This is a genomic window from Haloferula sp. BvORR071 (genome assembly GCF_000739615.1).
Classification (GTDB): Bacteria; Verrucomicrobiota; Verrucomicrobiia; order Verrucomicrobiales; family Akkermansiaceae; genus Haloferula.
On record NZ_BATP01000039.1, the window covers coordinates 259,272 to 273,278 of the forward strand.

The following is a 14,007-nucleotide window of genomic DNA, read 5'->3' on the forward strand; positions in this document are numbered from 1 at the left end:
CTTGAGTCCAATCAGGGCCGTGGGGGATTGCCTTCGGGTGCAGGGCTCACCTTGGTGAGGCGATAGGCGGCGACGTTCATGCAGTGGACGCCAAGGGACTTCTCCCCCCAAGTGGTGTCGCACCAGGTGCCTTCCACGAAATTCTCAGCCCGCGGCGGATTCTCGATCCGTTGGTAGAACCATCCGTCTGTTCCCATCTCGATACCCAGTGTCCTGACCTGGAGATCCTGCTTTCTGGGCGCGGGCGGCTGGTATTGCAGCTTCAGGATGAAGTGGGAGGGATCCTCCTCGATGCTGCCGGTGATCCGGTTGAGGCCGCTCATCTCGTGGCCCTCGTCGGAGGCGATTTTCTTCAGGTCGAAGAAGGAGTTCGCGAATTGAAAGGGAACATCGGGACTCACGTGGGTGGAGAAGCTCTCCCGCCACCTTCCCAACTCGGCAATCAAGCGGCGGTGTTCCGGATCGTAGCGCGGCAGCTTGTCCAGTGCTTCATCCGAAAGCTGGCCCAGCCTGACATCGAGACGATAGATGGGCACCATCTTGTCGTCCGTGTTAGGTTCGGTCGGAGTCTGGGCTTCCGCGGGCGTGTAGTATTGCCAGATCGAGTGGAATCCGTCGCTCCAGCTGATCACTTCCTGCCAGGCGTTGGCCCGTGCGGGAACCCGGGAGCTGCCGGTGTAGCGGGCACCGGCCTTGCTGGAGTAGCGCTGGTGCATCAGCATCAGGTCGACATTCACGGTGAAGGCTGGCGGGGATATCCCTGTGAGCTTCTTGACGGTGAGGTGGACATAGGGGGCTCGCTCACTCACCCCGAGATCCGGAGCAAACAGGCGCCCGCCGAGTTCGACCTGTGGTTTGCCTTCCAAGGAAACGGTGCCGACAAAGTGGACTTTGCGTGGAGATCCATCGCTGGCGACGGGCTTCTGGCCTGCGACGAAGAAGTCGGCCGGGGCATCGCTGAGATCGTCGCGGAGCAGGGCGAGATTATCGCAAGACACCACCGCGTAGCGCAGGGTCTCCGCCGCGAGCACGGGAGGCGCGACGAAGAGAGCGAGGAAGAGCGTGACAAGCTTCCCCAGCGGGAAATGGCAGGAGAAGGTGAGGGCTTTCATCGGGAGTCCGGCCTGACAGATGTGATCCGCCGCCGATGAAAACTTGGTGACACCCGAATGAAATAAAATGGCGATCGGGCGATCGCGCCGGAGAATTCGGGTCCGCTACGCCGTCTTCTTCCGGAACATGATCGAGGCGCAGCCGATGGTGCAGGCGCTGATCAGGGCCAGTGGCAGGATCAGGTGAAACACCCGCTCCGCGGAGGCGTCTTTCAGGAAGACCTCCTTCACGATTTCCACGAAGTGCCGGACCGGATTCGGCCAGGTGAGGTTCTGCAGCCACTTCGGCATGTTCTCCACCGGCGAGGCGAAGCCCGAGAGCATCATCGCCGGCATCATGAAGGAGAAGGCGCCGAGGAAGGCCTGCTGCTGGGTATTGCAAACCGATGAGATCAGCAGTCCCACGCCCACCAGCGAGAGCGAGTAGAAGAACATCCCGCTGTAGAGCAGGAAGAGGCTGCCGCGGAAGGGGACGTGGTAGATGAAGACCGCGGCGCAGAGGATCAGCGTCGCTTGGAAGAAGGCTACCAGCATCGCAGGCACCCCCTTGCCGATCATCACCATCTCCGGAGTCAGGGGCGAGACCAGCAACTGGTCGAAGGTGCCTTGCTCGCGCTCGCGTGCCACTGACAGGGCCGTTAGAATGAGCGCGCCGATGGTGGTGATGATCGCAACCAGGTTCGGCAGGAGGAAGTTCTTGAAGTCGAGGTTCGGGTTGAACCAGTAGCGCGTGATAGTCTCTGAAGGCATTGCGTGGCCTTTCTCCGCGGCACGCTCCTTCATGAAATTCTCGGTGATCTGCTGCAAATAGCTCATCGCGATCTGCGCGCCGTTTGAGCGCCGTCCGTCGAGCAGAACCTGCACCGCGCCGGTTTCGCCATTGGCCACTTGGCGGGAGAAATCCTCCGGGATGCTCACCGCGAGCATGGCTTGTTGCGATTCGATTGAATCGTCCAGCGCCGCCTGCGAGTGGATCGGGATTACTTCGGTGAAGGCATCGCACTGGGCGAAACGCTGGACCAGCTCGTTTGCCGTCTCACCAGTGTCGCGATTGTAGATGGCGATCGAGGCATTCTTCACCTCCAAGGTGGCGGCATTTGGAAAAAGCAGGGTCTGCAGGATCACCGGCATGATCAGCAGGGTCCGGCTGGAGGGACTGCCGACTACCGATTGGAGTTCCTTGACGACCAAGGCGCGGATGCGGTGGAAGAAGTTCATGTGTTATTCCATGCGGCGTTTGGTCAGCCTCGCGGTCAGGCCCAGGAAGAATGCGGCAGAGCCCATCAGGAAGAGGATGTCCGGCATCAGCACCTTCCAGGGGCTGCCGACCTGGAAGATCGTCTGGATGGAGGAGACGAAGTAGCGCGCGGGGATCAGGTGGGTGACGCCACGCAGAAAGGCCGGCATGCTGGAAATCTCGTAGATGAAGCCCGAGAGCATCATGGCCGGCAGGAAGGCGGCATTCAGCGCCGCCTGCGCCGCGTTGAATTGATTCTTGGTCGCGGTCGAGATCGCCAAGCCGATGCCCAACACACTCAGTAAAAAGAAGCTGCCGGTGACAAAGAGCGCGGGAGGTCCGCCGCGGAAGGGCACGCCCATGATAAAGCGTGCCGCCGCCACGCACATCGCCAGCGAGACCATGCCCAGGATGTAGTAGGGGATGATCTTGCTCAGCAGGAACTCCGTGCGGGTGATCGGTGAGGCCAGCAGCGCCTCCATCGTGCCGCGCTCCCACTCGCGCGCCACCACCAGCGAGGTGAGCAGCGCACCGATCACCGTCATGATCACGGTGATCGATCCCGGGATCAGGAAGTTCCGGCTATTGGCGGAGGGATTGTACCAGTAGCGCGCCTCCAAGCTGAACTCGCGTTTCAACTCCTCGCCGCGGTCTTGCGCCCGCTGCATCATCCAAGTCTGCCACACGCCGTTGATGTAGGCACCCACGAACTGGGCGGTGTTCGGCTCCGAACCGTCGGCCACCACTTGCAGCGGAGCCGTGTCCGACTGCTGCTTCATCAGTCTCGAAAAATCCTCCGGAATGATCACGAAGCCACGGATCTGAGAGTGCGTGATGTCCGTCTCCAGCGACTTCCGGTCCTCGTAATGCCGGATCTCCATCGAGGGTGTGCCCTGCAAGGCCTTGGCAAAGCCATCCGCCTCGGTCCCGCTGGCTTCATTCAAAAGACCGATCCGCAAGACCGGAGTGTCCAGATTGATGCCGTAGCCGAAGACAAAGATCAGCACCAGCGGCAGCACGAAGGCGATCAGGTTGCTGCTCGGATCGCGGAAGATCTGCAGGGTCTCCTTCCAGCACAGCGCCTTCAATCTGCGCAGCGAGAAGCCGACCGAAGCCCGTTCATTCGAAGTCCGGTGTTCGCCTTTCACTTGGGTTCCTCCTTGCCGGTCACCAATTCAATGAAGGCATCTTCCATCGTGGGATCCGGATTTTCCTGCGTGGCGACACTTTCCTTCAGTTCATCCGGTGTGCCATTCGCAATCAGTTGCCCGCGGAAGACCAGGCCGATGCGGTCGCAATACTCCGCTTCGTCCATGAAGTGGGTGGTCACCATTACAGTCACGCCGCGCTCCACCAAGCCATTGATGTGAGTCCAAAACTCGCGCCGCGTCACCGGGTCCACTCCCGAGGTCGGCTCGTCCAGGAAGAGAATGTCCGGCTCGTGCATCACCGAGCAAGCCAGCGCGAGGCGCTGCTTGTAGCCGAGCGAGAGCGAATCCGTCTTCGCATTGAGGAAGGGCTTGAGGTGGAAGATCTCCGCCATCTCCGTGGTCTTCTCGCGCTGCCGCTTGCCTGTGAGACCATAGATGCCGGAGAAGAATTCGAGATTCTCCATCACGCTCAGGTTTCCGTAGAGCGAGAATTTCTGCGCCATGTAGCCAAGCTTCTGCCGCGCTTGGCTGCCACTGTGGCGCAGGTCCAAGCCTACGACCTTGGCCGTGCCGCCGGTGGGCACGAGCAGGCCACACATCATCTTGAAGGTCGTCGATTTACCGGCGCCATTTGGGCCGAGCAGGCCGTAGATCTCTCCGCGTGTGACCTGGAAGGTGACGTCGTCGGTGGCCTTGAAGTCGCCGAACTGCTTTGTCAGGTGCGTCGCCTCGATCACCGTCGCGCCGTCCTGATCGATCTGGTGCGTGTGCGCCGCCAGGACCGACTCGCCTGAGGGGCCGCCGCCTAACAGATCGATGAAAGCGTCCTCGAAGCGCGGCTTGACCTCCACCCACTCCGCGCCGTCTGCCGCGCCGATCTCCTTCGGATCGAAGCGTTCACAGCCCTTCCGGAATGTCAGCCGCAAGCTATGCCCTTGGATGGTGCCATCGCTGACTTCGGGCCGGGAGAGCGCTTTCGTCAGCAAACGGCGTTTCTTCTCACCGGGCTCCCGCAATTGGAGGCAGCGCCCGACCAGAGGCTCCGCGATTTCCCGGGGCGTGCCGGTGAAGAGCAGCTTGCCCTCGTTCAGCACCACCGTGGTTCCGCACAGCTCCGCCTCATCCAGATAGGCCGTGCTCCACACCACGCCGATGCCTTGGTTCACCAAGTCCTCGACCATGCCCCAGAGCTCGCGCCGCGAGATCGGATCCACGCCGACGCCCGGCTCATCGAGCAGCAGCAGCTTCGGCTTGCCGAGGAGCGCGCAGGCCAGCCCGAGCTTCTGCTTCATGCCGCCCGAGAGCTTACCCGCGAAGCGCCCGGTAAAACGCTTCAAGTCCGTGAAGGTCAGCAGCCGCTCAAAGGACTCCTCGCGCTCCTTGCCGGTCACGTGCCGGAGGTCCGCCTGCAGCGTGAGGTTTTCCATGACCGTGAGGTCCTCGTAGAGGCCGAACTTCTGCGGCATGTAGCCGACCTCGCCGCGGATCGCGCCCGCATTCACGATCGGATCGTAACCCAGCGTTTCGATCTTCCCGGAATCCGGCTCCATCAGTCCCGCGATCAAGCGCAGCAGCGTGGTCTTGCCCGCGCCGTCCGGACCCACGAGGCCGGTGATCACACCGGTACGCATCTCACCCGTCACCGATTCGAGCGCCGGCGACTCCATGCCCTTGAAGGTCTTGGTCACCCCCTCGAAGCGGATCACCACCTCGCCTGTTGCTGCGTCCGGCATCGGCTTCTAAAACTGATCACTCGTCCGTGTGCGCGCCCAGTGTCACCCGCACCGGCATGCCTTGCCGCAGCGAGCCATCCGAGTCGTCCACCACGACCCGCATGCGGTAGACCAGCGAGGTCCGCAGCTCCTTCGTCTCCACACTCTTCGGCGTGAACTCCGCCCTCGGTGAAACGAAGCCGACGGTGCCGCTGAAACCCTTCTTGGGATCGCTGTCCGAGAAGACCTTCACCCTGGTGCCCGGCGGAAACTTGCCCAGCTCCGGCTCGTGCACATAGGCCCGCACCCACACCGGCTTCTCCAGCGAGAGTGACAGCACCGTCGGCCCCGCTTGGACGATCGCGCCCGGCTCCAGAGCCCGGGTGATCACCACCCCGTCCGATGGGCTCTTCAGCTCTGTATCTGCCAGCTTGATCTCCACGGTCTTCACCGCTGCTTCCGCCTTTACCACATCCGCCTCCGAGGCGCCCACTGCTGCTTGGGCTGCGCCCACGGTCGCTTCCGCTGCTGCGATCTCCTCGCTGCGGAATCCCGCTTGCAGCCGGTCGAGGTTCGCCTGTGCCAACTTCATGCGCTGCTCCGCTTCGCGGTAGCCTGCTTCTACATTTTCGTAGGCTTGGCGCGATACGGCGTTGCTCTTTACCAGCGACTCTTGGCGGGAGTGGGCACGCTCGGCGTTGTCCATGGTGACCTTCGCTTCCGATAGACTCGCCTCTGCCTGCTGGATCTCTTCCTTGCGGTAGCCCGCACGCTTGAGGTCGGCATCAGCCTTTGCCTGGCCGAGCTTTGCCTTCGCCTGTTCCGAGGCTGCCTTGGCTTGGACAAGAGCGGCGCGCGCTTGGTCTGCCTCGCGTTGATAAGGCTCGCCATCGATCCTCGCCAGCAACTCGCCTGCCTTGACGGTGTCGCCCTCGTCCTTGAGGACCTCGGCGATGCGTCCGGCGACACGGAAGCCAAGGTCGACTCCGCGGATGTCCACGTTCCCGTGAAGCACCAGTGGATCTTCCGAAGGATGCTGCTTCTTGTAAAAGTACCAGCCGCCGCCGCCGAGAATGGCAGCCAGCAGGATGATCGGTATCGCCTTTTTCATGATTGTCTTGTCGCGTTCAGTCCTCCGCAAATCAGGTCCACGTGCTGGTCGAGCACGCCGGCAATCGTTTCGACGTGCGAATGCTCCAGCCGCTTGGCACCCAAGCGGCGCAGGAGCGTTGCCCTCGCCAAGGTGAAGGCCAGCACCTGACCAAACATCGCATGCGTCCGGAATACCACTTCGGTCGAAGCGGGATCCTCGCCGGTCGCGATGCTCACCGCTTTCGCAAATAGCTCATGCAGCGGCTTGAGCGCCGCCTGATAGAGCAGCTCGAAATTTTCGCTCGGTGCCGCTTGCTCGCGCAGCATCACCAGGCGGATCTTCTCGAACTCGCTGCCCTCGAGCTGCTCGCCGAGCAGGGTCCGCATCATCCGCTTGATGATCTCGCGCGCGCTTTCCGGATCGAGCTGGTCGGCGATCAATTTCGCCCGCGAGTCCTCCGCCACCCGCCCGAAGACGCCGCGGAGATACCCGCCGATCCCCTCCAGCACCGCCGCGTAGAGCTTCTCCTTGTTCCCGAAGTAATAGGCGATCGCCGCCACATTCTGCCCCGCCTCATCGGCGATCTCCCGCACCGAGGCGTTTTCGTAGCCCTTCTCGCCAATCTTCTTCAGGGCCGCCAGCAATAGCTTCCGGCGCGCCTGCTCGCCCTTGTTCGGGCTGACTGGAAACAACTCCCGCTCCACGGCGGAGAAAATTGTACAATCGTCCAATAAAGTCAAACGATTGTGTAATTCATCATCCTAGAGAGCCAGATTCGGCGATTTTTGAAACCCTCCTGCGCGCGTCGGCGGATCAAACGGAGGGGTAGCAAAATCGGCGCTTTTCCGCTTCACTGTTAGAAAAATGCCCTCTCCCGGGCCTTGCATCATCGGTCCCGGCATGCGATGGCCGGGGCCATGAAACCGGCGGCAGCAGCCCTCGCATTCCTATTCCTTTTCCTTGGGATCCTGCCGTCTGGCGCGAGCCTCTTGCCGGCAGATTGGCAGAATGAGCGGCTCGCCAATGTGATGAGCGCGCCCTCGGGGAACGCCTGGTTCTTTTGGCCTGAGGCAGCGAATTCCCTGCGCATCTTCAACAAAGGCATTAGCGGGAACAACAGCACGCCGACTGCTTTTATCACCGGGGGGCCGATCGAAGGGGGGCTTCCCGCTTGGACGGAGGGCGAAAGCAGTCCTCTCGGCGGGATTAACAAAGATGGAGTCTTCGTCAGAACGGGGGCCCAGACAGGCTACTACATTGCTCCTCATGCGAGCGGCAGCAGCTTTACCCTGAAGTGCGTCGCATTCGACAATGGCACTTCCGTGGTGACCACCATCGATGGAACTCCTTCCGCCAGCATCGACAAGATCAGCGCATGTGTGGATGACTCCACCGCCCACAATCTGCATGTCACATGGGTCCGGGATGGCGGGAATCCTGTGACCAATGGTCCTGAACGCCTCTGCTACGCGCGGACGGAATCCGGACAATGGAAGGGCATCGCCCAGCAATTGAATTCCGCGGCTCCCGCCGAAGTCCGGGGCACGGGCATCATTGCTTCTTCCCTCACCGACGTGCGGCTTTACTTCACCTTGGCGACGACCACCTCGGTGAGCCTCCTGAAAGCAACGCCGAAGTACTTCGGCAGCGTTTTGTTCATCATTCATACGACCTTTCCACAACAGGAAGTGGATCCAGGCGTGATCTGCGACAATCCACTGACGGTGATGAGGGTGAATTTAGCTGATCGGATCTACTATTTTTCCATGGCTACCCCCACGGCGACGACGCGCAGCCTGAAGCGTAGCGGAGATACCATCATTGCGAACATCCCTGCGGTAAACGGTTTACCCCCCGCACCAAGGAGCATCGCTGTGGCGACGGCCCCGGATGGGCGCCAGCGGATTGCTTGGTATGAAGCCCGGGCGCGCGAGATTCACTACGTGAAGCCAAAACTCCCGACCGGCGACGCCTACAATTCGGGGCAGCCGGTCCAGTTTGCGGCAGGCGCGCTCCCCGACGCCGATGTGCTCGGCCTGCAATTCGGCGCTGACGGCAGGCCTTACATCCTCTCGCGCAGGACTTTGACGGAAGGCTACATCTCGTTTCCCAAGGACGACTTCGACTACAACGGGAATGGACGAAAGGATCTCCTCGACAATGCCTTCAACTCCGACACGGCCGGTTTTGCATTGCTCTCGGCGGGCCCCGGCACGGGGACTTTCAAGGTGCAGTTCCCCACGATGAGACAAGCTACGGCCACCAACGGCGTCGTTTCCAGCGAAAGTAGCGATAGCGGCCAGATCAACGTGGATGATCGCTATCGGTATGAAATTGAAACCTCCGCCGATATGGTGAATTGGGCCAAGATCAACAGCAGTGCTGGAGCGACCTACACCTTCGTTGCGAATGGTGGAAGCGGCGTGAACCAGCGCCGGATCTTCACGGCCACCCTCCAAGATTCCACAGCCACTAAACGTTTCGCACGAATGAACGTTACTCGTCTGGGCAATCCGTATTAAAAGTCCGGAAGAAAACGGAGTTCCTCTTCCCCCCAAGAGGATCATCCGCAGCATGACGAACGAGACAATGGTGGGGGAGGGCCGGGAACAACGCAAACAAAGCTGGGAGGAGGCCTACTGGGCTGGCCAGGCGGAGGCGCTTGATTTGATCCTGAGCGGGGAACCCATCGCGCAAGTGCTGGAGCGGGTGGCACGCCGCATCGACGAGGCCTCGTCGGATGGCGCCCTTTGTTCGATCTTTTTGGCGGATGCGGAGCGGACACGGCTGACCCTGGCCGCTGCCCCGGGCTTGCCGGCGGGTTTCCGTCAGTCCGCCACGGAACTGCCGATCCGTGAGGGGATCGGCTCCTGCGGCACTGCGGCGGCCTTGGGCAGGATGGTGGTGGTCGAGGATGTGACCACTCATCCCGATTGGGTCACGGCGCGCGAATTGGTGCTCCGCCACGGGCTGCGGGCCTGCTGGTCGGTCCCGGTCTTCTCGGGCAGTGGGGATTTGCTCGGCACCATGGGCATTTACTACCGCGAGCACCGCTCGCCGGGGGATGAGGAACGCGGGCGGGTGGAATCCGCAGCCAAGCTGATCGGCCTCGTTATCGAGCGCAGTCGCGCGGCGGAGAAGATGCGGGTTGATCAGACGCTGCTGCGGATCGCCGGACAGAGTGCCCGTTTGGGAGGCTGGACCGTGGATCTCATGGCGAGCCGCATCACCTGGTCCGCCGAAGTCTGCGCCATGCACGAACGGCCGCCGGGCTATGTGCCGGATTTCCAAGAAGCCTTCGATTACTATCCGCCGGAGTCGCGGGGACTCGTGCAGCAGGCTTTCCAGCGCTGCGCGACGGAAGGAACGTCCTTCGATCTGGAATTACCGCTGCTCACCGCCACTGGCAAGTCGACTTGGGTCCGGGCGATCGGCGAAGCGGTACGCGATGCAGAAGGGAAGATTGTGCGGATCCAGGGCGCGCTTCAGGATCTGACGGCGCGCCGGGAGGCGGAGGAGTCGGAACGTCGATTGACCGAGCGTCTGACCACCACCTTGGAAAGCGTTACCGAGGGCTTCTGTCTGTTGACCCGCGACTGGCGTTACAGTTACCTCAATGCGGAGGCCGAGCGCCTGCTCCAGCGCTCGCGGGACAGCTTGCTTGGTGGCACGATCTGGGAAGAATTCCCTGAAGCCTGCGGCACCATCTTGGATCGCGAATTGCACCGCGCCATGGAGAGCGGGCAACCGGTCGAGTTCGAGAACTACTACCCGCCGCTCCATGCCTGGTTTGAGATTCGCGGGCTGCCGACCGCCGAGGGTCTGGCGCTTTATTTCCGGGACGTCACCGCACTGCGGAAGTCGCGGGAACAGGTGAAGCTGCTGGCGGAGTGCGTTGCGCGCATCACCGACATGGTGATCATCACCGAGGCTTTCCCGGTGGAGGAACCGGGGCCGCGCATCCTCTTTGTGAATGATGCCTTCACGGAAGGCACCGGCTATTCCGCGGAGGAGGCGCTGGGCCGCTCACCGCGCTTCCTGCACGGGCCGAAAACCCAGCCTGCCGAGCTGGACCGCATCCTTCTGGCCGTCAAGAAGGGTGAGCCGGTCCGCGCCGAGCTGGTCAATTACACCAAGGATGGCCGTGAGATCTGGGTGGAGGTGGATACCGTGCCGGTCAAGGACGCCGGTGGCGATATCACCTACCTGGTGGCGGCTCTGCGGGACATTAGCGAGCGCAGGCGCACGGAGGACGAGGCCCGCTTGCGCGAGGAACGCTACGTGAGGCAGCGCAACTCGCTGATCGCCTTGGCTGGCATCCAGCCCTTGCAGATGCAGGATACGGTTGCAGCTTTCCGCCGCATTACCGAGGCCCATGCCCGAGCCTTGGGCGTCGCCCGGGTGGGAATCTGGTTGTACGATGAAGCTCGCACCTCGCTGCGCTGCGCGGATCTCTACGAAATGGACGAGCACCGCCACAGCTCCGGCATGGAGCTTTTGGCGGCGAATTGCCCGGCCTACATCCGCGCTCTGGACGAGCTGGACGTGATCGCCGCGGACGATGCCCATGCCGACCCCCGCACCAGTGACTTCTCGGAGACTTATCTGAGGCCGCTAGGTATCAGCTCGATGCTCGATGCGCCGATCACCGTGGCGGGCAACATCGTGGGCGTGATGTGCAGCGAGCAGACCGGCCCGCCCCGTCTGTGGACGGGAGATGAGAAGACCTTCGCCGCTTCCGTGGCAAATCTCGTCTCCTTGGCGCTGGAAGGGGGCGAGCGCCACCGCGCGGAGAGTGCGGTGCGCGAGATCCAGCAACGTTTCGAGATCGTTGCCGGCGCGACCAACGACGCGGTCTGGGACTGGGACTTGGTCAAGGACGAGATCTGGTGGAATGAGGGCTTCCAGAAGCTCTTCGGCTACCGCCGCGAGGAGATTGAGCGCAGTTCACGTTCATGGACCAGCCGCATCCATGTCGATGATGTTGACCGGGTGCTTGAGGTCATTCGCAAGACGATCGAGGGGCCTGAGAACCAATGGAGCGGTGAGTACCGCTTCCGCAAGGCGGACGGCACCTATGCCTACGTCCTCGACCGCGGGATGGTGATGCGGGACGACCACGGTCGCGGTATCCGGATGGTCGGTGGGATGAGCGACTTGAGCGCCCGCAAGCAATCCGAACTCGACCTCGCACGACTGAACCGCGCGCTCAAGATGCTCAGCGCCTGCAACGAGGCGGTCACCCGCGCGGACCACGAAAGCGACTTGCTCAACGAAATCTGCCGCATGGCGGTGGAGACCGGTGGTTACCAGATGGCTTGGGTCGGTTATGCCCGCCGCGATGCCAACCGTTCCATTGAGCCAATGGCTTCCGCCGGCATGGTGGACGGCTATCTGGACGAGATTCACCTGAGTTGGGATGGAAATTGTCCGACCGGCCAAGGTCCCGCGGGGCGCACGATCCGCGGCGGGGAAGCGGTGGTCTGTCGCAACATCGAGGAAGAATCAGCGATGATAGCCTGGTTGCCCCAGATGCAGCAGCGTGGCTATCGCGGCGTGATTTGCCTTCCGCTCCGCGATGGCGAACAGGTCTTCGGCATGCTCGGCCTATACTCGCCCGAGATCTTCGATGTCCGGGACGACGAGGTGAAGTTGCTTCAGGAACTGGCGGATGACGTGGCCTTCGGCATCGGCACCTTGCGCGCCCGCGAGGAGCGCCGCCGCACCGGCGAGGTGGTGCTGAAAGTGGCCCAGGCGGTATCGAGCGGCACCGGATCGGAATTCTTCGATCTGCTGACCTGCAATATGGTGGAGGCCTTGGGTGGCTACGGTGGCATGATTGGCCGTCTCAACCGTGAGGATCTTTCCGTGACCTCGCTGTCGTGGGTCTTGGACGGCAAGGTGGAGGAGAATTTGACCTATAGTCTGGTCGGGACTCCCTGTGAGAACGTCACTGAGGGCCGGGTCTGCGTCTTCCCCCGCGGGGTGCAGGACTTGTTTCCCGAGGATCATTTCCTGGTCGTGCTGGGCATCGAAGCCTATGCGGGAATCCCCCTATTGGACCGCGACGGGAATGTCGCCGGCCTCATGGTGGTCTTGTTCAACCGGGCCTTGGAGGAGGGCTCGCTGGTGCAATCGACACTGCAAATTTTCGCCGCTCGTGCCGCCGCCGAGTTGGACCGTCAGCAGGCGGACGAGCGCATTCGCGAACAAGCCTCACTGCTGGACCGCGCGCGCGACGCCATCATGGTCCAAGACCCGGAGCACCGGATCAGCTATTGGAACAAGAGCGCCGAACGGCTCTATGGCTGGACCAAGGAGGAGATCTTGGGCCATTCGGTGGAGGATCTGCTGTACCGTGATACCACCGCCTTCGGTGAAGCTTTCCGGGCCGTTCTAACGACCGGCGAATGGGTGGGGGAGTTGCATCAGATCGATCGTCAGGGCCGCGAACTGATGATCGAAGCCCGCTGGACTTTGCTGCCTGCCGGGGAAGACAAGCCCGCGAGCATCCTTTCGATCAATACCGACATCACCGAGCACAAGAAGCTGGAGCAGCAGTTCTTGAGAGCGCAGCGGCTGGAGAGCATCGGCACTCTCGCCGGCGGGATCGCACACGATTTGAACAACGTGCTGGCACCGATCAGCATGTCGATCGAGCTCTTGCGTTCCGAGGTGAGGGGCGAGCGCGGTGAGGAACTCCTGTCCACCTTGGCAACCAGCGCCAAGCGCGGCGCAGAGATGGTCAATCAGGTCCTGTCCTTCGCCCGCGGCATGGAAGGTCGCCGTGTCGAGCTTCACGCGCGGCGGCTGGTGGAGGATATTGAGAAGATCGTGCGCGATACCTTCCCCAAGAGCATCACCTTCAAGAGCAAGGTGCCGCGCACGCTCTGGACCTTGCAGGGCGATCCGACACAACTCCATCAGGTCTTGCTCAACTTGTGCGTGAACGCGCGGGATGCCATGCCCGGCGGTGGCGAGATCACCGTCACTGCGGAGAATGTCAACTTGGATGAGCGCTTCGCGGCCACCGAGTCATCGGTCACGCCGGGGCCGCATGTCTTGATTCGTGTGGAGGACACCGGCCACGGGATCCCGCGAAGCTTGCTCGACAAGATCTTCGAGCCCTTCTTCACCACCAAGGCTGCGGGCAAGGGCACCGGGTTGGGGCTTTCCACCTCGCTGGCGATTGTCCGCAGCCACGGCGGCTTCATCCGCGCCGCCAGCAGCGCGGGCAAGGGCACCTGTTTCCTCATCGTGCTGCCGGCATCGGGCGAGGTCGGCCTGAATGCCATGGAAATCAACGAGGCCGATCTGCCCCGTGGCCAAGGCGAAACCATCCTGGTGGCGGATGACGAAGCTTCGATCCGCAGGATCATAGAACAGACCTTGGTGGCCTTCGGTTACAAGGTGCTGCTTGCCGCGGATGGAGTTGAGGCAGTGAGAATCTATCGCGAACAGGGCGATTCGATCGCGGCGGTGATTACGGATATGATGATGCCGTCCATGGATGGACTCGCGACAATTCGTGAGCTGACTGAATTTGACCCCGCCGTGAAGATCATCGCCTCGAGCGGGATCAGCAATCAGGAGAAAGCCGCCAAGGACGCCGGACGTAGCGTCCGACATTTTATCACCAAACCGTGTACTGCTGAAATCTTGCTCACGACTCTGCAATCCACTCTGGCACAAAGCGATTGAT

The 14,007-nt window shown here is 61.9% G+C and carries 8 protein-coding genes; 2 read left to right on the plus strand and 6 right to left on the minus strand.

Going from position 1 to position 14,007, the window contains the following annotated elements; all coding sequences use genetic code 11:
• Window positions 1-11: 11 nt before the first annotated feature.
• The 6 genes from BV071_RS21885 to cecR form a co-directional block, all read right to left on the minus strand.
• Window positions 12-1,112 (minus strand): hypothetical protein, encoded by a 1,101-nt coding sequence (locus BV071_RS21885; protein ID WP_035611786.1) that lies wholly within the window; start codon window positions 1,110-1,112, stop codon window positions 12-14.
• A 105-nt stretch (window positions 1,113-1,217) separates the two neighbouring features.
• Entirely contained in the window at window positions 1,218-2,330 is a 1,113-nt protein-coding gene (locus BV071_RS21890; protein ID WP_035611788.1) for an ABC transporter permease, read from the minus strand.
• A 3-nt stretch (window positions 2,331-2,333) separates the two neighbouring features.
• Entirely contained in the window at window positions 2,334-3,497 is a 1,164-nt protein-coding gene (locus BV071_RS21895) for an ABC transporter permease (RefSeq protein WP_052573719.1), read from the minus strand.
• Complete coding sequence (locus BV071_RS21900) at window positions 3,494-5,233, minus strand: ATP-binding cassette domain-containing protein (protein WP_035611790.1); 1,740 nt, start codon at window positions 5,231-5,233, stop codon at window positions 3,494-3,496. The genes BV071_RS21895 and BV071_RS21900 overlap by 4 nt, the downstream gene beginning before the upstream one ends.
• Before the next feature lie 16 nt (window positions 5,234-5,249).
• Window positions 5,250-6,323, minus strand: coding sequence for an efflux RND transporter periplasmic adaptor subunit (locus BV071_RS21905; RefSeq protein ID WP_035611792.1), 1,074 nt, complete (start codon window positions 6,321-6,323; stop codon window positions 5,250-5,252).
• Complete coding sequence (cecR, locus tag BV071_RS21910; protein ID WP_265594734.1) at window positions 6,320-7,009, minus strand: transcriptional regulator CecR; 690 nt, start codon at window positions 7,007-7,009, stop codon at window positions 6,320-6,322. Before cecR ends, BV071_RS21905 begins: the two co-directional genes overlap by 4 nt.
• A gap of 213 nt (window positions 7,010-7,222) precedes the next feature.
• Here cecR and BV071_RS21915 point away from each other — a divergent pair, with 213 nt between their 5' ends.
• Complete coding sequence (locus BV071_RS21915; protein WP_265594735.1) at window positions 7,223-8,827, plus strand: hypothetical protein; 1,605 nt, start codon at window positions 7,223-7,225, stop codon at window positions 8,825-8,827.
• 52 nt (window positions 8,828-8,879) lie between these two features.
• Window positions 8,880-14,006 carry a PAS domain S-box protein gene (locus tag BV071_RS33445; protein ID WP_081886154.1) on the plus strand — a complete coding sequence of 1,709 codons (5,127 nt, stop codon included), beginning with the start codon at window positions 8,880-8,882 and terminating at the stop codon, window positions 14,004-14,006.
• Window position 14,007: the final 1 nt, after the last annotated feature.

Bases quoted from the DNA above. Each gene is read 5' to 3' on its own strand.
- BV071_RS21885 (WP_035611786.1), bottom strand. From the start codon at position 1,112: ATGAAAGCCCTCACCTTCTCCTGCCATTTCCCGCTGGGGAAGCTTGTC.
- BV071_RS21890 (WP_035611788.1), bottom strand. From the start codon at position 2,330: ATGAACTTCTTCCACCGCATCCGCGCCTTGGTCGTCAAGGAACTCCAA.
- BV071_RS21900 (WP_035611790.1), bottom strand. From the start codon at position 5,233: ATGCCGGACGCAGCAACAGGCGAGGTGGTGATCCGCTTCGAGGGGGTG.
- BV071_RS21905 (WP_035611792.1), bottom strand. From the start codon at position 6,323: ATGAAAAAGGCGATACCGATCATCCTGCTGGCTGCCATTCTCGGCGGC.
- BV071_RS21915 (WP_265594735.1), top strand. From the start codon at position 7,223: ATGAAACCGGCGGCAGCAGCCCTCGCATTCCTATTCCTTTTCCTTGGG.
- BV071_RS33445 (WP_081886154.1), top strand. From the start codon at position 8,880: ATGACGAACGAGACAATGGTGGGGGAGGGCCGGGAACAACGCAAACAA.